The sequence below is a fragment of the Shewanella sp. 4t3-1-2LB genome (genome assembly GCF_017368415.1).
GTDB lineage: Bacteria > Pseudomonadota > Gammaproteobacteria > Enterobacterales > Shewanellaceae > Shewanella > Shewanella fodinae.
Genome location: NZ_JAFNJD010000004.1, coordinates 56,727 through 83,366 on the forward strand (window position 1 = coordinate 56,727; position 26,640 = coordinate 83,366).

Annotated in this window: 24 protein-coding genes and 1 pseudogene; 14 read left to right on the plus strand and 11 right to left on the minus strand. The window is 49.8% G+C overall.

Going from position 1 to position 26,640, the window contains the following annotated elements:
- The first annotated feature begins 74 nt into the window (after positions 1-74).
- The 4 genes from J3L11_RS03155 to J3L11_RS03170 are packed head-to-tail and all read left to right on the plus strand — an operon-like array spanning position 75 to position 4,738.
- Complete coding sequence (locus J3L11_RS03155; protein WP_207569975.1) at positions 75-1,475, plus strand: TolC family protein; 1,401 nt, start codon at positions 75-77, stop codon at positions 1,473-1,475.
- The gene (locus J3L11_RS03160; RefSeq protein WP_207569976.1) at positions 1,465-2,442 is read left to right on the plus strand and encodes an efflux RND transporter periplasmic adaptor subunit; all 978 of its coding nucleotides are present in this window, start codon (positions 1,465-1,467) and stop codon (positions 2,440-2,442) included. Before J3L11_RS03155 ends, J3L11_RS03160 begins: the two co-directional genes overlap by 11 nt.
- Entirely contained in the window at positions 2,442-3,602 is a 1,161-nt protein-coding gene (locus J3L11_RS03165; protein WP_207569977.1) for an ABC transporter permease, read from the plus strand. The genes J3L11_RS03160 and J3L11_RS03165 overlap by 1 nt, the downstream gene beginning before the upstream one ends.
- Positions 3,599-4,738, plus strand: coding sequence for an ABC transporter permease (locus J3L11_RS03170; protein WP_207569978.1), 1,140 nt, complete (start codon positions 3,599-3,601; stop codon positions 4,736-4,738). Before J3L11_RS03165 ends, J3L11_RS03170 begins: the two co-directional genes overlap by 4 nt.
- Positions 4,739-4,819: 81 nt before the next feature.
- Here J3L11_RS03170 and J3L11_RS03175 read toward each other — a convergent pair whose 3' ends face one another.
- Positions 4,820-7,081 carry a hypothetical protein gene (locus tag J3L11_RS03175; protein WP_207569979.1) on the minus strand — a complete coding sequence of 754 codons (2,262 nt, stop codon included), beginning with the start codon at positions 7,079-7,081 and terminating at the stop codon, positions 4,820-4,822.
- A gap of 426 nt (positions 7,082-7,507) precedes the next feature.
- Positions 7,508-8,038, minus strand: a complete 531-nt coding sequence (gene yjgA, locus J3L11_RS03180; RefSeq protein WP_133038474.1) for a ribosome biogenesis factor YjgA — start codon at positions 8,036-8,038, stop codon at positions 7,508-7,510.
- Positions 8,039-8,195: 157 nt separating this feature from the next.
- On the opposite strand from yjgA, the gene pmbA reads away from it, so the two are divergent.
- Positions 8,196-9,539: a metalloprotease PmbA gene (pmbA, locus tag J3L11_RS03185; protein WP_207569980.1), complete on the plus strand. Its 1,344-nt coding sequence runs from the start codon at positions 8,196-8,198 to the stop codon at positions 9,537-9,539.
- Positions 9,540-9,578: 39 nt separating this feature from the next.
- On the opposite strand, the gene J3L11_RS03190 is transcribed toward pmbA, so the two are convergent.
- Positions 9,579-10,199, minus strand: a complete 621-nt coding sequence (locus J3L11_RS03190) for a hypothetical protein (RefSeq protein WP_133038476.1) — start codon at positions 10,197-10,199, stop codon at positions 9,579-9,581.
- A gap of 345 nt (positions 10,200-10,544) precedes the next feature.
- On the opposite strand from J3L11_RS03190, the gene J3L11_RS03195 reads away from it, so the two are divergent.
- On the plus strand, positions 10,545-10,763 hold the full coding sequence (locus J3L11_RS03195) for a ribosome alternative rescue factor ArfA (protein WP_207569981.1): 219 nt from the start codon (positions 10,545-10,547) through the stop codon (positions 10,761-10,763).
- Positions 10,764-10,819: 56 nt separating this feature from the next.
- Here J3L11_RS03195 and rimO read toward each other — a convergent pair whose 3' ends face one another.
- Positions 10,820-12,262 (minus strand): 30S ribosomal protein S12 methylthiotransferase RimO, encoded by a 1,443-nt coding sequence (gene rimO, locus J3L11_RS03200; protein WP_207569982.1) that lies wholly within the window; start codon positions 12,260-12,262, stop codon positions 10,820-10,822.
- 205 nt (positions 12,263-12,467) lie between these two features.
- Between rimO and J3L11_RS03205 the strand changes: the two genes are divergently transcribed.
- Positions 12,468-13,175, plus strand: coding sequence for an oxidative stress defense protein (locus J3L11_RS03205; protein ID WP_133038479.1), 708 nt, complete (start codon positions 12,468-12,470; stop codon positions 13,173-13,175).
- Here J3L11_RS03205 and J3L11_RS03210 read toward each other — a convergent pair.
- Together J3L11_RS03210 and J3L11_RS03215 are read right to left on the minus strand one after the other, a co-directional pair.
- Positions 13,172-13,693, minus strand: coding sequence for a GNAT family N-acetyltransferase (locus J3L11_RS03210; protein ID WP_207569983.1), 522 nt, complete (start codon positions 13,691-13,693; stop codon positions 13,172-13,174). The genes J3L11_RS03205 and J3L11_RS03210 overlap by 4 nt on opposite strands.
- Before the next feature lie 72 nt (positions 13,694-13,765).
- On the minus strand, positions 13,766-15,265 hold the full coding sequence (locus J3L11_RS03215) for a diguanylate cyclase (RefSeq protein WP_207569984.1): 1,500 nt from the start codon (positions 15,263-15,265) through the stop codon (positions 13,766-13,768).
- A gap of 252 nt (positions 15,266-15,517) precedes the next feature.
- Between J3L11_RS03215 and J3L11_RS03220 the strand changes: the two genes are divergently transcribed.
- Positions 15,518-16,318 carry a PhzF family phenazine biosynthesis protein gene (locus tag J3L11_RS03220; protein ID WP_207569985.1) on the plus strand — a complete coding sequence of 267 codons (801 nt, stop codon included), beginning with the start codon at positions 15,518-15,520 and terminating at the stop codon, positions 16,316-16,318.
- A gap of 58 nt (positions 16,319-16,376) precedes the next feature.
- On the opposite strand, the gene J3L11_RS03225 is transcribed toward J3L11_RS03220, so the two are convergent.
- Positions 16,377-18,530 carry a methyl-accepting chemotaxis protein gene (locus tag J3L11_RS03225; RefSeq protein WP_207569986.1) on the minus strand — a complete coding sequence of 718 codons (2,154 nt, stop codon included), beginning with the start codon at positions 18,528-18,530 and terminating at the stop codon, positions 16,377-16,379.
- Positions 18,531-18,781: 251 nt separating this feature from the next.
- On the opposite strand from J3L11_RS03225, the gene J3L11_RS03230 reads away from it, so the two are divergent.
- From J3L11_RS03230 to J3L11_RS03240, 3 genes and pseudogenes are all read left to right on the plus strand, one after another.
- A complete protein-coding gene (locus tag J3L11_RS03230; RefSeq protein ID WP_207569987.1) occupies positions 18,782-19,417 on the plus strand; it encodes a nicotinamidase in 636 nt (211 codons plus the stop codon).
- Positions 19,418-19,419: 2 nt separating this feature from the next.
- Positions 19,420-20,697, plus strand: a complete 1,278-nt coding sequence (gene pncB, locus J3L11_RS03235) for a nicotinate phosphoribosyltransferase (protein WP_207569988.1) — start codon at positions 19,420-19,422, stop codon at positions 20,695-20,697.
- Between the two features lie 89 nt (positions 20,698-20,786).
- Positions 20,787-21,822, plus strand: a pseudogene (locus tag J3L11_RS03240) (IS110 family transposase).
- Between the two features lie 234 nt (positions 21,823-22,056).
- On the opposite strand, the gene fre reads toward J3L11_RS03240, so the two are convergent.
- Both fre and ubiD read right to left on the minus strand, forming a co-directional pair.
- Positions 22,057-22,755, minus strand: a complete 699-nt coding sequence (gene fre, locus J3L11_RS03245; RefSeq protein ID WP_207570033.1) for an NAD(P)H-flavin reductase — start codon at positions 22,753-22,755, stop codon at positions 22,057-22,059.
- Positions 22,756-22,796: 41 nt separating this feature from the next.
- On the minus strand, positions 22,797-24,278 hold the full coding sequence (gene ubiD / locus J3L11_RS03250; protein ID WP_207569989.1) for a 4-hydroxy-3-polyprenylbenzoate decarboxylase: 1,482 nt from the start codon (positions 24,276-24,278) through the stop codon (positions 22,797-22,799).
- A gap of 171 nt (positions 24,279-24,449) precedes the next feature.
- Between ubiD and J3L11_RS03255 the strand changes: the two genes are divergently transcribed.
- Positions 24,450-24,914, plus strand: coding sequence for a hypothetical protein (locus J3L11_RS03255; protein ID WP_207569990.1), 465 nt, complete (start codon positions 24,450-24,452; stop codon positions 24,912-24,914).
- A 35-nt stretch (positions 24,915-24,949) separates the two neighbouring features.
- Here the strand turns inward: J3L11_RS03255 and aroQ are convergent, their stop codons facing one another.
- Both aroQ and arfB read right to left on the minus strand, forming a co-directional pair.
- A complete protein-coding gene (gene aroQ, locus J3L11_RS03260) occupies positions 24,950-25,390 on the minus strand; it encodes a type II 3-dehydroquinate dehydratase (RefSeq protein WP_133038487.1) in 441 nt (146 codons plus the stop codon).
- An 81-nt stretch (positions 25,391-25,471) separates the two neighbouring features.
- On the minus strand, positions 25,472-25,888 hold the full coding sequence (arfB, locus tag J3L11_RS03265; protein ID WP_207569991.1) for an alternative ribosome rescue aminoacyl-tRNA hydrolase ArfB: 417 nt from the start codon (positions 25,886-25,888) through the stop codon (positions 25,472-25,474).
- Positions 25,889-26,015: 127 nt separating this feature from the next.
- On the opposite strand from arfB, the gene J3L11_RS03270 reads away from it, so the two are divergent.
- Entirely contained in the window at positions 26,016-26,393 is a 378-nt protein-coding gene (locus tag J3L11_RS03270) for an STAS/SEC14 domain-containing protein (protein WP_207569992.1), read from the plus strand.
- A gap of 68 nt (positions 26,394-26,461) precedes the next feature.
- Positions 26,462-26,632 (plus strand): DUF3012 domain-containing protein, encoded by a 171-nt coding sequence (locus J3L11_RS03275; protein ID WP_189616782.1) that lies wholly within the window; start codon positions 26,462-26,464, stop codon positions 26,630-26,632.
- Positions 26,633-26,640 lie beyond the last annotated feature (8 nt).

Here is a 26,640-nt window from a genome sequence, read left to right on the forward strand (position 1 = left end):
TTAGTTGGTAGCAAGGTAAAAGCGTAAATGTTATCATTCGACAAGGAATTAGAGTTTTTACTCTAGAGGTGTGAATGAAAAGACTGCGATTCATATGGTTGTTGCTGTGGCCATTAGCGCTGCCTTCGGTTTTTGCTGAAGATTTCAGCTTTGACAGTGCGTGGCAGCGACTGCTTAATGTCAGCGATAAGCTGGCGGCTGATAATCAGCAACTGCATCGGGCCGAGGCTGAACGAGACGCTGCCAGAGATTTATATCTACCTTCCCTTAGCATCAACGGTAGCTACACCCGCATGGAACAGCCGTTGGAGCTGGATTTGCGCAAGCTTAATCCCCTAGCATCGCTGGATGTGACAACATTACCGGCACAATACGCGGCGCTTCTCGGCTCTATCCCCGGTTCCATGTTCGTTACGCCATTTACTGAACAGGATATTTTCAGCGCCAGTTTGCAGGCGATGTGGCCCATCTATACCGGTGGGCAGATCACCGCGGCGCAGGGGATCCAAAAAGCCAAAGTGGCTGAAGAGCAGCAACAGCAGGAATTGAGTCGGCGTGAGCTGTTTACCACGCTGGTAGACCGGTATTACGCCGTGAGTGTGACCGCGGCACTGGTGCAAACCCAGCAGCAGTTGGTGGATTCTCTACAGCAGCACTATCACCATGCATTGCAACTGGAACAGCAAGGCCAAATTGCCAAAGTGGAGCGCCTGAATGCCCGGGTTGCGCTGGATGATGCCGAGGTTACTCTTGGCAGCGCCAAACGTCAGTATGAGATGGCGCATATTGCCCTGTCGCGGTTACTGCATGACGCTGATGCTAGTATCAGCTCGCCAATGTTCGTGTTGTCGAATCCGCTTTCCCTACCACAACTGACAGAGCTGACACTGAAACAACATCCTGCGCTGAAGTTGCTCAATGCCAAAGAGCAGCAAGCCAAAGGACTTATCGATTTGGAAAACGGTAAGTATCAGCCCACAGTATACCTCTATGGCAATTACACCCTTTATGAAGATGACTCGTTATTGTCGCAGATGACACCAGACTGGATGGTTGGCGTTGGCGTGAAAGTCCCGCTGATCACCCGTGATGGTCGTAGCGGTAAGGTGCAGGCGGCTAAAAGTGCCCTCCTGCAGGCGCGTTATACCAAAGCACAAACCACGCAGGACTTGAGTTTGCTGGTCGATCAGAGTTATCGGCAGATGCTACAGGCACAGGAAGAGATAAGCGCCCTCGAAAGCTCCAAAGACTTGGCGGAAGAAAATCTCAAACTGCGAGAGCTGGCTTTCAGTCAAGGATTGTCCACCTCGCTGGAACGGGTGGATGCTGAAATCAAACTCAGCGCCGTGAAAACCAAGGCGCTGGCGGCGCATTATCGTTATCTGCAGGCTTATGCCCGTTTGATGGCGGTCAGTGGACAACTGGATGAATTTATTGGACACAGTAAGCAGCAGGAGACAGGTCATGCGGGTTAATCCATTACTGGCAACAGTGACACTGGCGGCAGTGGCAGTCGCGCTGATTTATGGACTGATCCTCGCCTACAGCCCCAAACCGCACCTGTTGCAAGGGCAGGTGGAAGCGCGCGAATACAATGTGTCCTCTAAGGTCGCCGGTCGAGTGGAGCAGGTACTGGTGCGTAAAGGTGATGAAGTGGCTGCTGGCGATCTGCTGTTTGCTATTGATAGCCCTGAACTCAACGCTAAACTGACGCAGGCCAGCGGCGCTTTGGATGCAGCCAAAGCGATGCAGCAGGAAGCGGATAACGGAGCCCGTAAGCAACAGATTGCGGCGGCGAAAGAACAGTGGCTCAAGGCCAAGGCCGCCAGCGAACTGGCGAAAACTACTTACGATCGCATCGAAAATCTGTTCAGTGGTGGGGTGTTAGCAAGACAAAAACGCGACGAAGCTTTTACGCAATGGCAAGCCGCTAAATATACCGAGCAAGCTGCCAAAGCCATGTACGATATGGCGGCAGAAGGTGCGCGAGATGAACAAAAAGCGGCCGCAGCAGGAAATGCCAAACGGGCAGCGGGGGCGGTGCAAGAAGTCAACGCGGTGCTGGCTGACAGTCAGATGAAGGCGCCCAAGTCTGGTGAAATTACCGATGTATTGCTTCAAGCTGGCGAACTGGCGCCTACCGGTTTCCCGGTGGTAACGCTGGTAGATATGAGTGACAGTTGGGCGGTGTTCCAAGTGCGCGAGGATCAGTTAGCACAGTTCCATAAAGGTGATAAAACGCGCTTGCACATCCCGGCGCTGGGTAAAGATTATGAATACCAAGTGAGTTATATCAGCGTCATGGGGGATTTTGCGACTTGGCGTGCCACTGAAAGTGGTCACGATTTTGATATGCGTACCTTTGAAGTTGAGCTGCGTCCCACTCAACCGATCCCCGATCTGCGCGTTGGCATGTCAGTGTTGTTGGCCGGAGATAAGTAATGTGGCAATTGCTGCAACGGGAATTCCATGCCCTGCAGCGCGATGGCTGGCAGTTGGCCCTGATAAGCTATGTACCACTTCTGGGTTTTCTATTTCTCTGGTGGTTGTTTTCTGCGGCCTTGCCACGGCAACTGCCCGTCGCCATTGTGGATGAAGATCATTCCAGCGTTAGCCGCGAGTTGGGTCGTTACATTGATGCCAATTCGGTAGCCGAGCCAATAGCTTATACTGATTTACAACAGGCGGTTGCTGCCATGCGCAATGGTGAAGTGTTTGCCGTGGTGAGGCTACCATATGCGTTGAAACGCGATTTATTGACCGGACACAAACCCTCCATTGACGTGCGTTATAACGGCCAGTTTCTGCTGGTGGGTAAGCTGTTATCCAGCCAGTTGCAGTTAACGCTGGCGGATGGTCTGAAGCAGATTGCCAGAGTGAAACAACTCGCGGCGGGGGTGAACCCCGCGCAGGTTGAGGTGCGATTGACGCCGGTGGCGGCCCAAAGCACCGCGCTGTTCAACCGTAATATGAATTATGTGGGTTTTCTAGTGCCACCGATGCTGATAGCCCTGTGGCAGTTGGTTGCCATGCTTAGTTACGCGAATAGCCTTAATCGCGAGCTGAGAGAACAATCGTTGGCGGACTGTTATCGGTTGGGGCTGTCGCGGGTGTTGCTGGCGAAATTTCTGTTCTATACCCCGCTGATGTTGCTGCAGGGGGTGTTGCTGTTAGTGATGATGTACGGCTATATCGGTTTGCCGATTGCTGGAAGTCTGTTGTGGTTAATACCGGCGCAACTGATAATGCTGATTGCGGTTTGGTTGTGGGTGCAGGCGATGTTTTTTGTGATAGCTGATAGTGCCCGTGTCATCAGTATGTGTACCGGGCTATTTGCGCCAGCCTTTGCGTTTATGGGCGTTACCTTCCCAACGTCAAATATGCCGCTACTAGCTCAGTGGTGGCGAGCGCTAATTCCTTCTAGCCATTACATCGAAACCCATATTGCCATCGTCAACCATGGTTTAGGATTGACGACCGTGTTGCTGCAAAGTACCAACTATCTTGGCTTTTTATTGTTATTGCTGCCTGCTTGGTATTTTGCGCGGCGTTATGGTCGGGCGTTGCAGCCTGAACGCCAAGCCTCGGGAGCGTTGCTATGAGTTGCTGGCGCTGGATATGGCTGGATTTGCTGTCGGTGGTTAAAGACCGAGCGATTGCCTTGACCTTGTTTGGTGGCATTAGTTTCTATGCAATTTTGTATCCGTCCCCTTATCTGAATAATGTACCAACCGCTCAGGCGCTGGTGGTGGTGGACTTGGATCATTCTTCGCTATCGCGGCAGATGATCCGCTATGCCGATGCGAATCCGGGGATCAGTGTAACAGGTTACGCCGCTACCATGGATGAGGCACGCCAGTGGCTGGTGGACGGTCGTGCCAGCAGTATGTTAGTGATCCCAGAAGATTTTCGACATAAGTTGCTGCGTGGCAAGCAAGTTACCCTAGGCTATGGCGGCGATGCCAGTTACTTCCTGATCTATTCGGCTGTAGTACAGGGGTTGACGCAGGCAGGCTTGGATATTGGTCATAACATCCAGTTACGCGGTATGTTGGCGCAAGGGATGAACCCTACCAAAGCCGAGCAAAGCTTGGATGCGATATCGCTGAATGCGGTACCGGTATTTAACCAAGGACTTGGTTATCCGGCTTATGTGATCCCTGGACTGTTTTTATTGATTTTGCATCAGACGCTGCTGATTGGCACCGGTATTTTAGGGGCTGGACAGTGGCAGCAGTCAGGTTACTGGCACCAGCTAAGTCCACTTGGCATAGTGTTATGTCGTATTGGCACTTTCACGCTGCTGTATTGCTTTTTCAGTGCCTTTTATATCGGCTGGTGTTACTACTTGTATGGTGTCGGTTTGCTTGCCTCGCTCGGTCAAGTGTTGCTGCTGATGCTACCATTTCTGTTGGCGACGGCCTGCTGTGGCGTGGCTTTCAGTACGTTGTTTCATCGCCGCGATCTGCCAACGCAGGTATTGCTGTTATCTTCCATGCCGATCTTGTTTGTCAGTGGTTTTGTCTGGCCATTGACACTTATTCCGCAACCGTTGGTGTGGTTATCACAACTGGTGCCTGCGGTGCCTGGCATTATGGGCATGCTGCAGCTCAATCAGATGGGCGCAGATTGGAGCCAAGTACAACCTCGATGGCTACAGTTATGGGGCTTACTGCTATTTTATCTGCCTTTGGCATGGTGGGGTGTGAAACGCCGTATGCAGCAATTACCTATCTGATGTCTGCTTACCCTACCGCCTACAGATAAAAAACAAGCCGGTCATTACTCCGGCTTGTTGTTTCTCGCGCATATCTGCCTGCTATTCAGGTGTTTCAGTCTTTATCTTTGCCGCAGCATAATTATTAAGACTGACAATTTTTGTTTTACTCACGCGGTGACGATAGATTTCCCTGAGATATTTAATAGCATTTTTTACCGCTTCACGATTAAGACGAATATCGTTGATGGAGATAAATTTATTGGCATCGCGGATAAGTTCACGGTATTTCTTTTCGTACATCGGTTTTATCGCGTGCCAATTGGTATCAAGGATTTTTGCAGGATTTTCAAATTCATCTAACATCTCGTCTAAACGTTGATCGTCAAATTCGGGTTGGCGGATACATTCTAACACTGCCTCTTCCAGCATATCGCCATAGCGGTATTCTGTACGTGCAAAACAGCGCTTGATATAGGCCACAATCAAGGTCAGGAAGTCATCACTCATACACGGACTCTTGGCAATTAATGTGGTTAATGACAAATTAGCCGAAGCACCAATGACCAGTGCATAACGTTTGAGCGTGGTGTTAGGAAACAGATTATTAAGGTGGGTTTTAAGTTTATTTAAATCCACATAGGAGAGTTTGTAATCCTTCGGCAAGGACACAATACATACCACTGATGAGCAACTATTGAAAAAACACAGATTTTTTAGATGATCGGCATTGAATCCGGTTTCGCGATATTTCGCCAATGCTTCACGGTATTGAGCTGCGGCAATGGGTAATAAACTGATCCCTTCGATCGCCTGGGTTTTATTATTGAAATGGGGTAAGTCGATTGAGCGGCAGAATAGATCGTCAATATCTAATCGTGATTTGTCATGTTCAAATAAGCGCCGTCCCTCGGTGACAGTTGAGTTGTCGGGCACGACGGATTCCGCATAAGCCGTTGCGACAGGTCCCGCCAGACTCATAAAGAGATCGTTGGCGTCCAGACGAATAGTTTCTCCAATGTTGATACCTGCGCGGCGGAAGTAATTCTCGTCATAATCTGAGGTGACTGCCTGAGCACTAAGAATGTTGAAAATTTGCTGGCTGATATATTGATTGGCATATTTTTCCATTGAATTGACATCAATATAACGGCTGTTGTCTTCATTGCTTTGTTCGGCATAACTCATGATATCGTTAGATATCAACATCATGGCATTCCATGGCCGGACGCGTTGTGTCACGTCATAGCTCTCATCATTGATGTTTTCTGGGTTGTAAGAGAAATTCCACTCTTCCGCCAGGTACTTACATAACAGTCGGCCAGCGTTGATATGTAGCGCTTCAGACATATCTGGCGAGGCGGAAATTGTTGGTAAAATACAGATGCCACTGGTGAAAATCGGTTCAAAAACAAATGATTGATTCTGCCCATCCACATCAGATTCTGGCCGTATATCAAAGGTCTTGCGGATATAAGAGCTTTGTTGCGCCAGTCCGAATTCGGATGCCATGCCAGAACCCGTACCACCCCCAGCACTGAAAATATAAAAATACAGTCTTGATTGGTTGGCTCTGATACCACAGGAATCGACCAGATAAGAGTGAATGAACGGCCAGTCGGCGTTACTGAAATGCTCAGTATCTTTATTCAGAATAATTTTGGCCAGATACTGACCAAGAATGGGTGCATTACCGGCACCACCGGCATGGACTTCACTGAAGTTCATGATTTTCAGCTTATGATAATCCTCCAGCAATTGGCCGCGACCATTAGAGGAATAACGTACTCGCCCTTCAATATCTTTGTCCAAATCGCCCAGCATCACCAACGGTTCAATCAGAAATACTGGCTTAGCCCCAGTACCATGAAGTTTCAAGCCTCGTTGTAGCCAGCCACCACTAAAAGATTTTGATTTTTCAATTTTTTTGGCGTTTGCTTCTTCTGTTTTCAGAAATTCATTAAGATAAAAATTACGGGCACCATGCACCAACAATGCTACGTCAGTTGCAATATTGGAGCCGCAACGGCCAAGACCAATCAAGCAGATAGATGGGAACGCCTGCATTTGGTTTTGTTTTTCGACATTGCCATCTACTTGTGGGGAGATTTGTGCTTGAAACTTTTTAAGGTTCTGCAGAATTCGGGAAATGTCGGGCTGTGTGTAATAGAAATCAAAGTCAAAATCAGTGGGGGTATGGAAATGTGTTGGCTCACTCTCTGGAGTGGGAGCGGCTAATGTACACGCATCGGTTTCAGTGCTCACCTCTGCAGCTTGCTGTTCCACAACACGTCGACTAAGCGCAGCAGATGTCGAAGTTTGGATCTTAGCTACAGGTTTGGTATCAGAATTATTTTGACGCACAGTAAGACCCTCTTCAGATAGAATCATAGGCTAATCAACACACTGCTAGGTAGCTAACAAAAAAGAAGTTACTGATTAGTTATTACACAGTTTTTGAATTTTTGATAGTCAATGAACACAATGTTATGTGATATCAATCTGATAATTGAGGTTTAACCCTCAATGACGACCCTGTGGGTAAAATTTGCGCAACCATTCGAGTTGAGACTATTTTGTGGTTAAGCCTGATGGGCACTAAGTGGTGTCAGTGTGAGGTGGCTGTTGGCGTAAACCCTTGCATACTGTATGAGCAAGTTAAATCCCAATGCTAATTCTAATTTTCACGGAAAATCAGTGCGTTACTTTGACGTGACAACGTACGAATGTTGATGGTTCATGGGGTGAGTCGATTAAGCAGAAAAACGCCGGCAAGTTGCCGGCGTTTTTCTATTCGATTTCCTGACGTAGATACTGAAACAGATCTCGCGCAGATTTTGATTCGGGCGCTTTTTCTAGCTCTTTCTTGGCCTGACGCACCAGCTGCCTGAGTTTTTGTCTATCCAGATGCGGTTGTTCATCCAGCAATTGCTGGATAGCTTCATCACCTTCTGCCAGCAGTTTGTCTCGCAATTTTTCAGTGATTTGGGCTTGGGCTGTCACTAGGTTGGCGCGATTTAACACTTTATCTAGGGCGGCTTTAATCGCATCCAGATCGGCATCTCGCATCAGCCGTCCAATGTACTGAATTTGGCGCCGATAAGAATCTGTGTTGTCTTTAATGCGTTTGGCTAACGCCAGCGCGTCCAGCAAATTTTCATCCAGCGGGATACGTTCCAACTGCCCTTTGCTCAATCCCAGTAGCTGTTTCCCCAACTCTTGTGCCGCAGTGCTTTCGCGCTTGAGGGCAGATTTACTGACGTAATTCTCGTCATCATCGTAGGGCTGCTTCATTTTTTCGGAGTCATCAACGATTTTCATGGTACTCACATATCTATATGGCTACTGAAGGTAATTGTAACATTGTCGCTGATGCACGTCTTGTGACGGATTTTTACCGTAGGTTGCCCAGTTTGCGCTGCGAATGTCAGTGGTGTTTGTTATGCTAGGCCACACGTCTTTAAAGAAGAGTATCGTTGTGTCTGCAAATTTTATTGATGGTGAGTTGCCAGCCCTGCAAGATGCCGTAGCCATGGCGTTGGAGTTTGCCCAAGGGCTCGGGGTGAATGCTGCTGAGGTGGCAATCAGTAAACAACAGGGCTTGAGTGTTTCCTCGCGGTTACAGGAAGTGGAAACCGTTGAATTTAATAAAGATGGTGCTCTTGGTATTACCGTCTATCGTGATGGTTGCAAGGGCAATTCCTCCACCTCGGATTTATCCGCCGATGCGATTCGCGAAGCGGTGAGAGCTGCCGACAGTATTGCCCGTTATACCAGCGAAGATCCGGCTTCTGGCTTAGCAGAAAAGTCGCTGATGGCGACCGAATTTCCAGATTTGCAACTGTATCACCCGCGACATACCACCCCAGAAGAACTGGCACAATTGGCCATTGCTGCGGAAGCTGCCGCTTTGGGCCGTGACAAGCGCGTTACTAATTCAGATGGTGCCTCGGCTAATGCCCATAACAGCGTGCGCGTTTACGGTAACAGTCACGGCTTTTTGCAAGGGTATTGCAGCAGTCGTTACAGCCTCAGTTGTGTGGTCATTGGCAGTGATGATAACGGTGATATGCAGCGTGATTACGATTACACCGTGGCACGGCAGTTTGATGCGATGCTGGCAGCAGATAAGGTTGGTATCAGCGCTGCAGACAAAACACTTAGTCGCCTAGGGGGGCGTAAACTGGCGACTGGCAATCTGCCGGTACTGTTCGCTGCCGATGTGGCTACCGGGTTATTGGGGCATCTGGTCAGCGCTATCAGCGGCTCAACACTTTACCGTAAATCCAGTTTTCTGCTAGATGCTTTGGGGCAGCCGATTTTCCCTGCGTGGTTTGCTATCCATGAACAGCCCAAGCTGCTTGGTGGGTTTGCCAGTGCTAACTATGACAGTGAAGGCGTGGCAACTCGTGATCGCTTTATTGTGGAACAAGGCGTGTTGCAAAGTTATCTGCTGACTAGCTACTCTGCCCGTAAACTGGGCATGCAGAATACTGGCCACGCCGGGGGCATCTATAACTGGACGGTAACGGACAGCGGTAAAAGCTTTCAGGAGCTGATCAGTAGCATGGATAAAGGGCTGGTGGTGACTGAAGTGATGGGCCAAGGGGTGAATACGGTCACTGGGGATTACTCCCGCGGGGCTGCCGGTTTTTATGTGGAAAATGGTGAAATCTGTTATCCGGTGGAGGAGATTACCATCGCTGGTAACCTGCGGGATATGTTCCGTAACATTCAGGCGGTTGCCAATGATCGTGAAATGCGCTCCTCAATCCGCACTGGTGCTATCTTGCTCGACAGCATGAAAATTGCTGGCAGCTAAGCCGCGTTGACAAACAAAAAGGTGCCAATTGGCACCTTTTCAGTACGGGTCTAGCTGTTGTGCCCGTGGTAGCAACTGCCGGGTATAGTGTTCCTGCACCAGGCTGAATGGGGTGTTGTCACTGCGGTAAATTACGGCCAGATGTTCCATGACAAAAACCGGCAACGCGCCTTCATCTGGCCACAGTGGATTATTGCTGAGACTGCGGCGAAAGAAACCGGCATCACGGGCGATGCTGCCTAAGGCAAGTGTTTTTTTTGCCAGCGCCTGCTGCATTGCGGGAGTCAGCATATCGGCTCTGAACCAGTGATCAAATACCGCCACTACTTTTCCGCCGCAAAGGAAACGCTGCTTAAGATAACTGAGTTGAGTATCTGGGGTAATCTTCAGTAACTGGTAGACATTGGCTGGTGGTGGCAGTTGCCTGTTGGTATCAACCACGATCTGCAGATCTTCGGCGTTGTTGAGTTGCTGGTTACACCAGTGATTGAGTGTCGCAGGTGCATTTTTGCTATGTACTAAGCGCTGATTAAGTTGCATCAGCATTTCTGCGGCAGTCATTAGTGGTGGAATACTGACCGGCACTGCAAACACAGGCAGACACCAGCACAGGGTGATGGGGTAAAACAGCAATACGCTTGCGCGCAGTAATCCTTTCATGCCAACGGCCATCAATTGAGAACCTTCAATAGATTGTATTTATTGAGTTTGTATCTTGCAGTTTTGCAAATAAACCCTGCGATCTCTAATGGATCGTTTAAGCTGTCAGTTCAATTTAAAACAAGCAGCGGTATAAATACAGCCCGGAATGTACTCAAATAACGAATATTTTTAACCGCACCAAGGACAATGGTGGGTAAAAAGGTCGCATGTGTCACCACATCACCCGAAATTTTCCGTTGCGGCAAACCGCTGGATTTTTATGACATAAAGGATAAAATCTGCGCACTGTTGAACGTCCGACATTTCTTTCGGTCCAACAGATGGTGCATTATTGGAGGCAATATGAGTAAAAAAGTACCGGCAGAGCTGCAGGCCCATGACATGGGGCGCGGCGTAATCAAAGACAATGCCCTTAAAGCTTTGGTGACCAGTCAACTGTTTCGCAGTCGCACGGAGAAAGCCAAAAAAGGCAAGGGTGCATTTCAACGCAAACAACGCAACCAGAAGGGGCAAGCTTACAAGGGCTATGCCCCTTCCGATTTTTATGGGCTGCTGTGTTAGCTGCAATCAGCGATAAACCGCGTAGCCTCAGGCCGCATCCTCGGTAAAACCAACACTTATTCCGCTTCAGTCTCATCTGGCATATCCACCAGTTCAGCCCACAGGTCGTGTTCATCTGAGTGAGTGATTAACGCTCTGACTACATTACCCGGTTCCAGCTCAGTTTCACCGTTGATAAATACCATGCCATCGATTTCTGGCGCATCAGCATAACTGCGGCCAATGGCACCTTCTTCATCCACATCATCGATCAGAATGTCTAACTCACGGCCTACCAACCTCGCTAACCGCTCGGCACTGATGTCTGCTTGCAGTTCCATGAAGCGGGCGTAGCGTTCCTCTTTTACCGCTTCGCTGATCAGTGTTTCTCCCAAATCGTTGGCAGCAGCGCCTTCCACTTCTGAGTATTTGAAGCAACCAACGCGGTCCAGTCGGGCTTCTTTGAGGAAATCCAGCAGCATCTGGAAATCTTCTTCAGTTTCACCTGGAAATCCTACGATGAAGGTAGAACGGATCACCAAATCTGGACAGATTTCGCGCCATTTGCGGATAGCATCCAACTGCCGATCAACCCGACCTGGACGTTTCATTAACTTAAGAATTCGCGGGCTGGCATGCTGCAGTGGCAAATCCAAATAGGGCAGGATTAAACCTTGTGCCATCAAAGGGATAAGTTCGTCAACCCATGGGTAAGGATACACATAGTGCAGACGGATCCACGCGCCCATGTGACCGAGCTGCTTAGCCAACTCGGTGATATTCTGCTTCACCGGCATGCCGTTCCAGAAACCAGTACGGCCGGCTTTATCTTTACCGTAGGCGGAGGTGTCCTGACTGACCACCAGAATCTCTTGCACACCACTTTCTACAAGACGTTTGGCTTCATCCAGCACACTGCCAATCTCGCGGCTGTCAAGATCGCCGCGTAGTGATGGGATAATGCAGAAGGTGCAGCGGTTATCGCAGCCTTCTGAAATCTTCAGATAGGCATAGTGCTTCGGGGTCAGTTTTACCCCAGTCTGCGGGATCAATGAGGTAAACGGGTTATGTGCTGGCTTGGGAACGTATTTGTGAACATGACTCAGTACGGCTTCATAGCTGTGAGGCCCGGTGATCTCTAGTACATCTGGATGCACTTCACGGATCTGGTTTTCCTTGGCACCGAGGCAACCGGTCACCAGCACCTTACCGTTTTCTTCCAGTGCTTCGCGGATGGCATCCAGCGACTCCTCTACCGCAGCATCAATAAAGCCACAGGTGTTCACAATCACCAGATCGGCATCGTCATAGGTGTTGGTAACCTCATAACCATCAATGCGTAGCTGGGTCAGAATGCGTTCCGAGTCCACCAGATTTTTGGGGCAGCCCAAGCTGACAAAACCAATGCGGTTACCCCCTGTGCCTGCGTCAGAGTCGGCAGCGGTTTGCGCAATGGTTCTGGCTGGAGTATCCAAAGTGGTGGTCTGCTTGGGGTCAAAAGTTTCTACAGGGTTTTTCAAGATCCGCGTTCCGCAATACAGTTAATCGATTACCGGCTTGGCCGGACAAAAAGTGGCGGCGATTATACCTCAGCTAGCTAAAAGGTACAGAACTGGTGGTTAAAAAATACCCTGAAGCGCAGCTGAATGATATGCGGATTACGCTTGCCAACAGGCGCTGTGATGCTTAGTTTAGAGCTAATCAAATTGTCAAAGGAACGCTGAGATGAATAAAGCCATGTTACCCGGAATGATGTTGGCATTGGTGTTACCTATGCTAAGTCTGGCAGATGATGTGGGGGCGCAGGAACGGCCGTTGCTGGAAACCGTTGGTGTCAGCCAGATTGAAACCGATCCCGACCAAGCTCAAGTGACGGTGGCGGTGGTGATAAAGGCAGATAAAGCCGCAGATGCTAAGAAGCAGGCAGATAAAGCCGTGACAGCTTTTATTGAGCGTCTGCAACAAGCCGGCGTCAGTAAGGATCATATCAACAGTGCCAATTTGAATCTGCAGCCTCAGTATGTGTATCCAGAACGAGGCGGTGAACCCCAGTTATCAGGTTATCAAGCTAGCCGTACTGTGACGTTGGAACTGGCACTTGAACAGTTAAATCCGGTACTGGATAAAGCGTTACAAGAAGGCATCAACAGCGTGCGACAGATCAGCTTAAAGTCAAGCCACGAAGCGGCCTTACGCAAACAAGCAAGGGATGCAGCAATTAAAGATGCCCAGCAAAAAGCGCAAGATCTAGCGGCCGGATTTGGTGCTAAGCTCGATGGCATCTGGTCTATTCGCTATTTCGACCAGACGCCAGTGCCTATGCTCAGTGTCAGTCGCAAAGAAATGATGGACAGTGCTGAAAATCAGAGCTACCAGTATGGCAAAGTGACTTTCAGTGATCGCGTTGAAGTCAGCTATAAGCTGAAGGATTAGTCGTCAGTTGGAACGGAGGGCGTTGGCAACAGCAATTGGTAAAAAGCCAGATCCAGCCAACGTCCAAATTTAAACGCCACCTGTGGCAGTGTGCCACTGTGGCGGAAACCTAGCTTCTCATGTAGCGCGATACTGGCGGCGTTATCTGCATCAATCGCACCCACCATGGCATGAAATTGTTGTGCTTGTGCTAATTCAAGCAAGTGCTGCATCAATCGGGTAGCGATGCCATTGCCATAGTGCTCCGGTGCTACGTAGACCGAGTGTTCCACTGAATATTTGTTGGCAGGGAAACCGCGAAACGGCCCATAGCTGGCAAATCCCAACAGTTGCTGCTGCTCATCCACCGCCGCAATGATTGGCCAATTCCCTTGCTCTTTAGCCGCAAACCACTGCGCAATGCGTTGCTCATCCCGTGGCAGATATTCATAAAGTGCTGTGGTATTGGCAATGGCAAAATTAAAGATTTGCTGAACAGCATCGCCATGAACTTCATAGCGGCAGCGAACGATTTGCATCCTGATCTCCATAGGACCGAGCCCGGTACGTGACATTATGCCACAGGCTAAAATGCTCGGAGTAGTACAGCGCTAATTGACGGATGGTTCTACAAGGGAACTCAGTACTAAATTACGCCCACGCCGTTTGGCCTCGAGCAGTAACGCATCCGCTTTTTCGAAGGCAGAACTGATGGTGTCTGTGGGGGTTATTTCGGTAACGCCAAAACTACCGGTAATTGGACGACTAATCCCGGCGATGCGCATTTGTGGCAACGCCTGTCGTAGCCTTTCCGCAGTAGCTGTGGCATCTGTCTGATCGCTGCCCGGTAACAACAACATAAATTCATCGCCACCGAAACGTCCCAGCATATCGGCTTGCCGTAGCTGGGTATTGACCAAATTAGCCAGTGAAATTAAGGCTAAGTCACCGATCGTATGACCAAATCTGTCATTGATCTGTTTGAAGGAGTCGATATCGAACACGATGACTGAAATCGGTTGTCGATAATAGCGGGCACGCAGGATCTCCTGCTCCGCTTGTTGAAAAAAATGTTGTCGTGAATAGGCATTGGTCAGTGAGTCTTTACGGGTCATCTCTCGCAAGCGGCTATTACTTGATGCCAGCACTGGGATCAATAGTCCGAAATAGGTGCTGGCGGCAAGCACGCTTATTGAAAACTGAAAAATCAACGCATCTTCGCCTAACGCCAGATACTTGACCAATACGGCCGTGAAAAAGCTCATCAGTGCGATGCTGATGCCACTGCGTAATGGCGTCTCTGTGTAGACAATCCACATTTGCGGAATACACAAAAAGAAGATCGCAAAGGCCAGTTCTTTGATCTGAAAACTGGCCGTCAGCGACATCACAGCCACCATCAGCACTGCCGCTGTGGCAAGTTTCAGTAAAAATTCCCAGGCGGAACCCGCCACCTGTCGTAGTCCCAGTTCACTGACCCAAACGCCATAACGCGGATAAATCCTGCGTAACAGACCAATCAGCAATGGGGTCAATACGAGGATCCCCAGTAAATCTCCCACCCATAACGGCAACCACAACTGATGACCCGCTGCTGAATCGGCTATCACACCACTGATCACCAGTGCTGTCTGGGTGAAATAGCTCGCCAATAGTGCCGATAACGGACCGATAATCGTGAACGCCAAGAGTAATGATGGAAGCTGATGATCGTCCCGGCGGCTGATCAGTAATTTCAACAGACAAGCGCCGGTAGCATAGGCAGAGATATGAGCGAGCGCGAACAATGCGCCGATTTCTAGCAACTGGTGCAGCGGTAGTTGGGTGCCGTAATCAATATTCTCACAGAACGTGGCAGCCATACAGCAAAACGCAATGGGGGGTATGGCGCGTAGTCCGAGCAATAAAATGGCTGAAAAAGTCAGTCCTGCTGGAGGGAACCAAATGCTGGCGTGTGGTGCATATTCCATAAGCGAGGAAATTTTCCACAATAGCATCCATATGATGATCAGCAGCAAATCACTCAGCACTGGCCAGCGAACCAGTGTTGAGTAAATTTTCAGTTTTCCTTGTGGCGGTTCATAGTCCGCTTTTGTTTGTGGATGCTGCAAATGAATACTCTGGCTGCCTCAAAGTTGAGACGTAATAAGTAACCGACTGTCAGTAGTAATAGTTTACATGCAGGTTATATTTTTGCTACTGATAACAAGTTTTTAACTTAAATCGTTCATCAAATTGCTGTTTGCCGTGGCAGCAAAACGATTTTCAGCAGGTTCCGTCAATGCGACAATCAAGACATAATGCTTTGGCTGGCAGCGGTGGCTTTTGACAATCGGTTCGGCGCATTCAAGGGGAAGGATTGTATGGAATTAGCTATATATCAGGTAGATGCTTTTACCGGAAAGGTTTTTAAAGGTAATCCTGCAGGGGTGTGCATTACCGATGAACCGCTGGATGTGTCGTTGATGCAGGCGATCGCTGCCGAAATGGCCGTGTCTGAAACGGCATTCCTCAGCCTCAGTGACTGGCGTTTGCGTTGGTTTACGCCGGATACTGAAGTGACATTGTGTGGTCACGGGACCTTAGCAACTGCACATGTTTTGCGACAACAAGGGCTGTTGGACGATGGTAGCAGCGTGGTTTTCCATACACTCTCTGGGCCGTTGATTGTTTCTTGTGACGGTTCGCTGTTGACGATGGATTTTCCTCAGGCTTGTTTGGATTATCAGGCTCAAGTATCTGATGCTTTGCTGCAGGCGTTATCATTGTGCCGAGATGATGTTGTCGCCACTGTCGCCTTTGGTACTAAATTACTACTGGAAGTGGCGAAAGAGGCAATATTGCTCGACCTTGCGCCAGATTTTTCTGCGCTACGAGGCTTACCTGGCCGTGGCGTCGTGGTCACCGCACTGGCGGTAACGCGGCCGGAAGATGTCGTGAGTCGTTACTTTGCCCCTTGGGTTGGGGTGGACGAAGATCCAGTCACTGGCTCTTCGCATTGTGCATTGGCGGTCTATTGGGGCAAAAAATTGGGGCGACAGGTGTTGACCGGGTATCAGGCTTCTGCTCGTGGGGGAACGGTACAAATGCAACTTCAGGCAGATGGTCGGGTATGGCTCCGTGGTGAAGCCGTCACTGTGCTTCGAGGGACACTGCAAGTGTGAACCGTTTGAGAGTGGTGACAACCCACCATTTGGCGGGTTGTCACGTGTCACTAGCTGATTAGTTTACTCTAAAACGTTGCAGCAGTTGCTTTAACTGGGTGGCTTCCTCTAACAGTTCTGCGGCGGCATTTTTACAGTCGCGGGCATTTTCACTGTTACGTTGAGTGACGCCATCAACCTGGTTAAGTCCAGTGGTGGTTTCATTAATACCCTGTACTTGTTCCTCTGATGCAATGGCAATGCTGGCCACCAGTTCGGATACTTCACCGGTACTTCGGCGGATTTGCTCCAGGGCTTCTGCTGTCCGTCGGGATATTTCAATACCTGACTGAGTATTGGCCGAACTTTCATCGATCAGTTTTGCGGCATCGCTAGCGGCGTCCGCACTGCGCTGTGCCAGTTGCCTTACTTCATCGGCAACGACGGCAAAGCCTCTGCCGGCATCTCCTGCCCGAGCCGCCTCAATCGCGGCGTTTAGCGCTAGCAAGTTGGTCTGCGAAGTAATTTCGTCAATGGCGTTGATAATCTGGTGGATGCGCTCGCCGGAAGCATGTATCGCTTCCATTGCCGCCACCATCTCACCCATGTGTTCACTGCCTTTCTCAGCCGAGGAGGTTGATTCCCGTGAGAACCGGTTGGCCTTGCTGGCATTGTCGGCATTAGCGTTGGTCTGACTGGATATCTCCACCATCGCCGCACCCATCTGTGTTATCGATGATGCTGACTGCATAGCGCCATCAGAGAGGACTTCACTAAGATGCGATACCTGGCTGGAGCTGGCACCGATGCTATCGGCACTGCGTTGGATTTGACTGACTAGCTGGCTAAGATGCCCCACCATCTCTTGCAATGCTAATCCCAGTTGATCGCGATCCGATGCCAGTGCAACATCCACGGTAAGATCGCCTTCACTGATTTTTTTAGCAAGTACGGCGCGTTGCCGTAAGCTGCTGCACATCTGGTTCAGCGCTTTGGCAAGCCGACCCACTTCATCGTCAGAGGTGTGTTCCATCTGCTGTGAAAAATCGCCGTCTTTAATGGTCAGTGCGAGTTCCGCGGCCCGGCGGATAGGACGGGCAATATTACCTGCTGCTACCCATAACGCTGCCAATGCCAGCAAGGTAACCACAATGCCAACAACAAATTGCCAGTTGCGGCTGTTAGTGCTGTTGTGACTGAGTTCATCAGTCAACGCCATTGCTTCAGCCAGCACTTTGTCCTTGGGAACCGTGAACAATATCGCCCATGGGCGACCGGTATTTCCCATGACGATGGGGGCAATCACACTCATGTTATCGGCATCATCCCAGACACGAGACTGGCCTTGTTGCACTTGCTTGATCAGTGCATCGGCTTTATCTGCCGCCAGAATTTTGGTCAGAGGCTGGCCAATATCTTCAGCATGACTACTGCTGGCGACGAGCAATCCTTGGTAACTGACAATAGAAACGTCAGCAGAACCATTGTAGAGTTCCTGCTGTAATTTTTTTGTCAATGTCTGCACAAAGGTCAGGTCATAGTCGACACCGACAACGCCGTAAAACTTACCATTGGCAACAATCGGCGATGAAATGGTGGCTAACCACACTTGTTTGCCTTGGACGATATAAGGGATTGGATCTAGGACATTGGGCTGCAACGATTCTCTTGGTTTACTGTACCAGCCGCCTTTGAGTACCCCATTGGGATGACGACTGTCAGTGTCATATTCCACTAACGGTTGCACCGCAATATTGCCCTGGGCGTTGCGGGTCCAGTAAGGCGTAAAGCGGCCCGTCTGAGGATTATTACCGTCACCGCCACCAACAAATGCCTGATCGTTACCATCCAGACCATTAGGTTCCCAGCAACTGTAGGTACCATTGAGGTTTTTATTTTTAGTCAGCACGTTATACAGAATTTCATTGACACTTTTACGACTGAGCTGCACCGCACCAGAGTTCGCATGGACTAACTCAAAGCTGCTGGCAAGCGTGCCAGAGATATCCAGTGCGTGTTCGAATTCGGTGGCAATACTACCAGCACGTTCTTCAGCCAGTGTTTGTAGACTATCACTGGCTTGTTTCTGCACCAGTGTACCAACGCGACCTGATACCAGAGATTCGGTATTCTTGGCCGAGAAGATTGCGTAGCCGATAAGCACGATAGCTGAACCCAAAAGGCATATCCCTGCCACAGTTGCAATTTTTCCCTGAATGGAAGCAATTTTCATCTAGTTGTACCTTTGGGAGTTATGTGGGTAAGTCGCGTTGGATGCGACTCCTTAAAGTGTGGTTCACCTTTCCAGATTTGCCAGATTTTTTATCAGGTTAACTCCATAAATTTAGAATTTAATTTGATGCAGTCGCTGTGGCATTTTGTCGCAGCAATTGAGGATTTCTTTATTTGATGCTGCATTAGTGCTTAGAGCAGGCTCACACTTTTGATATAGTGCAGTCATCGGATTTTGAACGGAATTTATCTATGATTGCCGCGTTTGATGTCGATGCCCAACGTACCTTTACGCCTTTGTGCCCCCATGAGTTACCTGTTGTGGGTGGCGATGAAATTGCTGCTGAGTTAAATGCTCAGGCGCAGTTGGCGCAGCTACGGATAGCGTCCAAAGACGCCCATTGTCCAACGGCCAAATGGGTGGTTGCCAGCCATGCTGAGATGCTGCAGCCGCTAGATTATCCAGATGCTGATCTGACTTGGGTCAGGCATGCAGAGCCGGGTACGGAAGGATTTGAATTGATCCCGGGATTACCCGCGCCTGCGGAGTATGATTTTCTGGTGTATAAAGGTGTGGAAACCGCGATGCACCCTTATGGTGCGTGTTACCACGACTTGGCTGGCCGTATCTCAACCGGTGTGATTGAATGGCTAAAGTGCCACCAAGTAGATACCGTATTGGTGGGCGGTCTGGCACTGGACTTCTGTGTCAAAACCACCGCATTACAATTGGCTGCCGCCGGGTTTAATGTGTATTTGAACCTAGCAGCATGCCGAGCTATCAGTGAAACCGGAGCCTCCGCCGCGTGTGAAGAAATGCGTCAGGCAGGCATCATGCTGGTAAAAGACAGTCAGGTGTTGGCGGCCAAATTGCAAGGGAGCCATTGATTATGTTTGGAGAACCGGCGATTCAGAGCTTGCTGGATACCGACTTTTATAAGCTCACGATGCAGCAGGCGTATTTGCATCAACAACCCGCCACACAGTCCCGCTGGACGTTTCGCTGCCGTAGCAACGAGGATTTGAGTGGCTACGTAAAACCACTGCAGCAAGCCTTTGAACAACTGGCCGAATGCAGTGCCTCAGAAGAACAGTTAGCGCATCTTGGCAAGTATCCGTTTTTAAAAGCCGATTATCTGGAATTTTTGCGGTTGTACCGTTTTAATCCCAAGTTCCTCAAGGTCAATGCCATCGACGGTCAACTGGTGATTGAAGCGCATGGACCGCTGATGCATGTGTCGCCCATGGAGATCCCGGTACTGGCACTAGTGTCGGAGATCCGTAATCGCACTCGCTATCCGGAAGTTGACTGTGAGGTGATCGCTGCCGCCACCAGCAAGAAAATTGCGATGCTGGAGCGGTTGGGTGATGAGGTGGATCTCAGCGACTTTCTATTTACTGACTTTGGTACTCGCCGTCGCTTTAGTTTTCGGGCGCAAAAGCAGATCCTCACCCAGTTGCAGCAGCAGTTGCCCAACAACTTTGTCGGTACCTCTAACCCACATTTGGCGCTGGAACTGAATCTGCGTTGCCAGGGAACGATGGCTCATGAGTGGCTACAGAGCCATCAGGCCATGAATTATCGGCTGGTGGACAGTCAGAAAATGGCATTGGAAAACTGGGTTAAGGAATATCGTGGCGATTTGGGGGTGGCGTTGACCGATGTTATCGGGGTAGATGCATTTTGTCGCGACCTTGACCGCTATCTTGCAAAACTGTACGACGGTTTCCGCCATGACAGCGGTGATCCTATCGTTTGGGGAGAGAAAATCATCCAGCGGTTGGAAGCGCTGGATGTGGATCCGCAGTACAAGCGGCTAGTTTTTTCCGATGCACTGGACTTCGACCGCGCGGTGAAAATCTACCGTCACTTCCGGGGGCGTATTAACACCTCCTTTGGTATCGGCACTTGGCTGATGGGGGATATGTTTGTCAACGAGCCCATCAATATCGTGATGAAATTGACCCAGCTCAATGGTCAACCGGTAGCAAAAATCTCCGACACCCCCGGGAAAACCATGTGTGACGACGAGAATTTCCTACGTTATCTGATGCAGGTTTTCAAAGTGGATGAAGCGTCTCAGGCCAAAGTACTGGCGCAGTTTTTTGAGCAGGATAAGCTGATAGACGACCGCGACCCTGTGTATACCGAAGGCAAAAGTAGTTGATACCAAAGCCCGCGGAAGCGGGCTTAATGTGATGGTCCGCCTCCCTTCTCAGCAACTATGCTGAGATTAGGCTAGACAGGAGGTAGACCATCATGTTTATTCAAGTACTCGGTATCGATTTAGGCAAGTCAAACTTTCATCTTATTGGCCATGACCGTGCGGGTAACACGGTTGTCCGTAAGAAGTTTTCCCGTAAACAACTCATTGTTTTTCTGCAACAACTTCCCCCCACAACCATCGCCTTTGAGGCCTGTGGTGGTGCACATTGGCTTGGACGGCTTTGTCAGCAGTTCGGCCATCAAGTCAAACTCATTCCACCGCAGTATGTAAAACCCTACGTCAAAGGCAACAAGAACGACTTTATTGACGCCGATGCCATTGCTGAAGCAGCACCGCGGCCATCGATGCGCTTTGTCTCGGTCAAAACAGAAGCGGCACAGATGATGTCAGCTGTTCATCGCGTGCGACAAGGCTATATCAAAGAGCGCACTGCCTGTATGTCACGCATTGGCGCACTGTTACTGGAGTTTGGTGTCAGTCTACCAAGGGGCCATAGCGTCATGAAGCGCTTATTCCAGTGGTTGGCCGAACATGCCGGAAAACTCCCCGCGCCACTCATCACAGAGTTAGCTGGGCTTCCATGCGCATTATGATTACCTCTCAGAGCGGATTGCCGAGCAAGACATCAAGCTTAAGCAACAACTGGCAACGCAGGGTGATGCACAGCTACTGAAGTCTATACCTGGCATTGGCGACATAACGGCTTCTCAATGTGTGGCGGAGTTAGGTAATGCCGAGCAATTCAAAAATGGGCGAGATTTAGCGGCTTGGCTAGGGTTAGTGCCTCATCAACATTCCACCGGAGGAAAACCCCGATTACTCGGGATAAGTAAGCGTGGCAACAAGCATCTACGCACGTTATTCATTCACGGTGCGCGGGCGATTTTAGCGAGACCCGAGAAGACGGGGGCGGTGTTTGGCGAATGGCTGATAAAGCTCAGAGCAACCAAGCCATTCAATGTGGCGTGTGTGGCGTTGGCAAACAAGCTTGCGAGAATCGTGTGGTCAGTGTTGAGAACGAAAGAACAATTTAACGCAGCAAAGCTGCAACCAGCGTTTGCATGAATAGAGTGAAGATGACGAAAACGGTAGTACCACCGGAGTAAAACCTGATAATAAAAACAGCAGTCAAATGCTTTGGGCTTTTTGAGGATATTCCGGCGCGGAACTCATCGTGGAGCGGTAGGCGAGAGCCTCCAACAGAGACTCCGAATACATTAGCGCAGACCCACCTCGTCATTGAATTTTATGCTTGCAACAACGAGGCGGATCATACATTTTACTTCGAGCTTCATTCAGTTACTTGATAAAGGCGAAGGCATCGCCATAGAGGTGTTCTTCGTCCACGCCCATTTCACGGAACATTTCGCGGGCGGCACCAACCATCGGAAAACGGCCAGCGATGTAGATGTCATAGCCGTGCAGACTGACGAAGTCCTGACGGATCTGTGCCAGCAACAGATTAGTTTTACCTGACCAGTCGGTGCTGGCTTGCTCGACAACAGGCACAAAGTGTAACCAAGGATACTGCTGCTGCCATTCCTGGGCGATACTCTGGTAATACATGGCGTCTGGTGTACGACAACCCCAATAGAAACTGGTTTGCAGTTGCTGCCCCAGCGCGATTTGCTGCTCGATAATACTTTTGATATAGGAAAAACCGGTGCCACCAGCAATGAGCAGTCTAGGACGGTTGCTCTGATGGCGCAGAAATGCCTCGCCAGCAGGCGCTTCAATCTCGATTGTCTCGTTGGTTTTCAGTCGCTCAACTACCTGCATCGGGTAGCTCTCACTGACGGCGGCACCAATATGCAGTTCCAGCAGTTCGCTGCCTGGGGCTGACGCGATAGAAAAGGGCCGTTTATCTTTTTCGCCCATTACAATACTCAGATATTGTCCTGCAGCGAATGCCAGTGGGGTTTCAGGCCGCAACAGCACTTGATACACGGCGTCATTAAAGGGTGTCACTTTTTCAATTTTGCAGCGAATGCTGTCCATCGGTTTACCTTTATCTACCGGACGATGCCGGTTTGTCACAGTTACAGCGTGGGTGAGTCATCAATGCCCAACTGCTCCCAAATACGGTCAATTTTCTGTTTTACTGCAGCATCCATTTGGATAGGCGTGCCCCACTCACGCTGGGTTTCGCCGGCCCATTTATTGGTGGCATCCAGACCCATTTTGGAACCGAGTCCAGAAACTGGCGACGCAAAATCCAAGTAATCAATCGGGGTGTTATCCACCAATACGGTATCGCGGATAGGATCCATGCGAGTGGTGATAGCCCAGATCACATCTTTCCAGTCGCGGCAGTTAATATCGTCGTCTACCACCACAATAAATTTGGTATACATAAACTGGCGCAGGAACGACCAAGCGCCCATCATCACTCGTTTGGCGTGCCCTGGATATTGCTTGCGCATGGAGATCACCGCCATACGATAGGAACAGCCTTCTGGCGGTAGATAAAAATCGACAATTTCCGGGTACTGTTTACGGAGGATCGGCACAAACACCTCGTTTAATGCCAATCCCAGCATTGCTGGTTCATCGGGTGGTCGGCCAGTATAGGTGCTGTGATAAATCGGGTCTCGACGATGAGTAATATGGGTGACGGTAAATACCGGAAACGTGTCGGTCTCGTTGTAATAACCAGTGTGATCGCCGTAAGGCCCCTCTACTGCGGTTTCCTGTGGATCAATATAGCCTTCCAGTATGATTTCGCTGGTGGCAGGCACTTCCAGATCGCAACTCAGGGCTTTGGTCACTTCGGTGCGCTCACCCCGTAGCAAACCCGCAAATGCGTACTCGCTCATGGTGTCTGGTACTGGGGTTACCGCGGCCAGAATAGTGACCGGATCGGCACCTAACGCCACCACCACCGGGTATTTTTCTCCGGGGAATTGTTCTTTGAAATCTTTAAAATCCAGCGCACCACCGCGATGTGACAACCAACGCATGATCAGCTTATTTTTACCGAGCAACTGCTGGCGGTAGATACCGATATTCTGTCGCTTTTGCCGTGGGCCTTGGGTAATGGTTAATCCCCAAGTCACTAAGGGCGCCGCATCTCCGGGCCAGCAATGCTGTATTGGCAGTTGCGTCAGATCGACCTGATCACCACTGAGTACAACTTCCTGACTGGGTGCTTTGCGCACCGATTTGGCTGGCATATTCAGTGCTTGTTTGAATAGCGGTAACTTTTCCAGTGCATCACGAAAGCCACGCGGGGGTTCCGGCTCTTTTAAAAAGCCTAAGAGTTCTCCCACTTCCCGCAATGCTAGCGGATCTTCTTTTCCCAATGCCATTGCCACCCGTCTTGGTGTGCCAAACAGGTTCAGCAATACTGGCATGGATTTGCCAACAGGGTTTTCAAATAGCAGTGCTGGCCCACCGCGGCGTAGCACTCGGTCCGCGATCTCGGTCATTTCAAGATATGGATCAACCGGATGGCTGATGCGTTTCAGTTCACCTTGTTGTTCAAGATGATCGAGGAAACTGCGTAAATCCTTAAAACTCATATGGAATTAGACCCAGCACGGTAAAAATGTGATGGCGCGCACTATAGCATTTTTCTGCTGGCTAGGTAACTGGTGCGCTAAAAAGCGCCAATCTTCCGGTTAAGGATAAGTGCATCAATGTCGCGACTGGAGTAGCATATTATTTAAGCATCAAGGTTGTAGGAGGAGTTTATGTCAACAATTCATTTGGGTACGCGCCGTTTGGGCTTACTGCTGTGTGTTGTCTTGGCGGCCTGTTTTAGTACGTCGGCTGCGGCAGGGCACAGACCTCGCCCCCCACATTATCACCATTACCATCATCACAATGATTGGGGCTGGAATCTGGGGCTGACAGCTTTATGGTTGAGCCCTTGGGTCTGGGACAGCTATCGCTGGGATCAGCCACGTTATATTGCGCCTGTGGCGCAGCCAGTAATTTCCGCTTCTCCTGCGGTGATAACCACGGTGCCTGAACAAGTGACGACCGGTTATCGGGTTGTAAATGTCGGTCCTCAAGGCCGCAGCGAGCTACCCGCTAATGCCAAAGTTATTCAGCAGGATGGACGAACTTTATACCAGTGGCAGGGGCAACTTTATCGCTTTGATTGGAGTATTCAGCAGTATGTGCCAGTCACTAGCGCCACGGCATCTGAGTGAGCTTATTGGCGGCGATGGTAGGCATCGCCGCAGTTTTACTGTTGTAGATGTTTAATCGCAGCGGCAAGTGCGAAACCGTATCCCTGCGCCCCTAAACCCACAATTACGCCTTGAGCTTTATCGGACAGATAGGAATGATGGCGGAAAGGCTCGCGGGCGTGGATATTGGACAGATGGATTTCGATAAAGGGCAGGTCCACTCCCAGTAGGGCATCACGTAACGCCACACTGGTATGGGTAAAGCCGCCGGGATTGATCACCACGAACGCCGCATCGGTGGTATGAATTGCGTCAATTAACTGAAACTCGGCATTAGACTGCAGGTGTTCCAGTGTAAATCCAGCATCTGAAGCCTGTTGCATCAGATCTGTCACAATATCGTTTAATGTCTGATGCCCGTATATTTCGGGTTCCCGCCGCCCCAGCAGATTCAGATTCGGGCCGTTGAGCAACAGTATTTTGGCTTTATCTCTCATGCGATGTCCTTGGCAATGGCAATTTATGCCTGTGATTGATTTCAGCAAATCCCACGTCATTTGTCGACTATCAGGCCAAGGTTAACTTGAGATCTTCTGTTGCCGCATGGATTTTATAGCCCCGCGTTTTTTTTTGCTATCGACCCGTTTTATCTGGCTGGAACGGGTCGCCTTGGTGGCAATGCGCTTTTTGCGCACATGAGTGACGCTTAGGATCAGTTCGCAGAATTGTGCTAGCGCCTGCTGGCGATTGTCATCTTGACTGCGGCTTTGCTGGCACTTGATGATGATTTTGCCACTGGCACTGATACGGTGATCACTCAGTTGTAACAGTTTTTGCTGGTAAACTTCTGGCAGCGATGAGGCACGGATATCAAAGATCAGTTGTGCGGCCGTAGAGACTTTATTGACGTGTTGGCCACCGGCACCACTGGCGCGGATAAATTGCCATTCCAATTCTTGCTCAGGGAGTTGCACGCGATTGGAAATTTTAATCATCGTCCCGTTCAGTTCAAAAAGTAATGAATGATCTGTGGCCAGTTTATCACTAATGGTGCGGTGATGCCGATCGCAACCCCCAGCCGTGACTGCTATGATGCCCAGAGTCTTTGTTGCAGGAGCGCTTATGCTGTGTCAAATCCCGGAAATCTCCAAGGGTGTGATCAGTTTGTTTGTCAGTGGTCGTTTAACGGCACTGGACTATCGCACCAAGCTACAACCTGCCATCAAAAGTGCTCGCGACAACTGGGGCCAAGTGTGCCTGTATATTGAAGCCGATGTGCTGCTGGAAGGCTGGGAAACTAAGTCGTTGTCGGGTATCGGCGAAGTGCAGTTACCCAGATTTGATGCGCTGGTACTGGTTGGTGGCCCCGATTGGGTGGGCAATGCGGTGCGATTGCTTGGGCCTTTTGTTGCCGGCGAGATTGCCTGGTATCCGCTGGAGCGTAAAGCCGAGGCTATTCAATGGATCCACAAACGTTCGCAAGTGGTTGCGCGCGGATAAGTAGTGTGGAAATATGGCGGGCTCTGGTAAGCTAGCGCCAGGATAACTGTTCAGAACAAGGAAATATTATGTCCAAATTAACCATTGTTACTTTGTCTTTGCTGTTAGCAAGCCTGCTTAGTGCTTGTGCGCCAGAAGTAGGCAGTGAAGCCTGGTGCAAACAGATGAAGGAAAAGCCCTCTGGTGACTGGACGGCTAATGAAGCCAAAGATTACGCCAAACACTGCGTATTCAAGTAAGTTTTCTC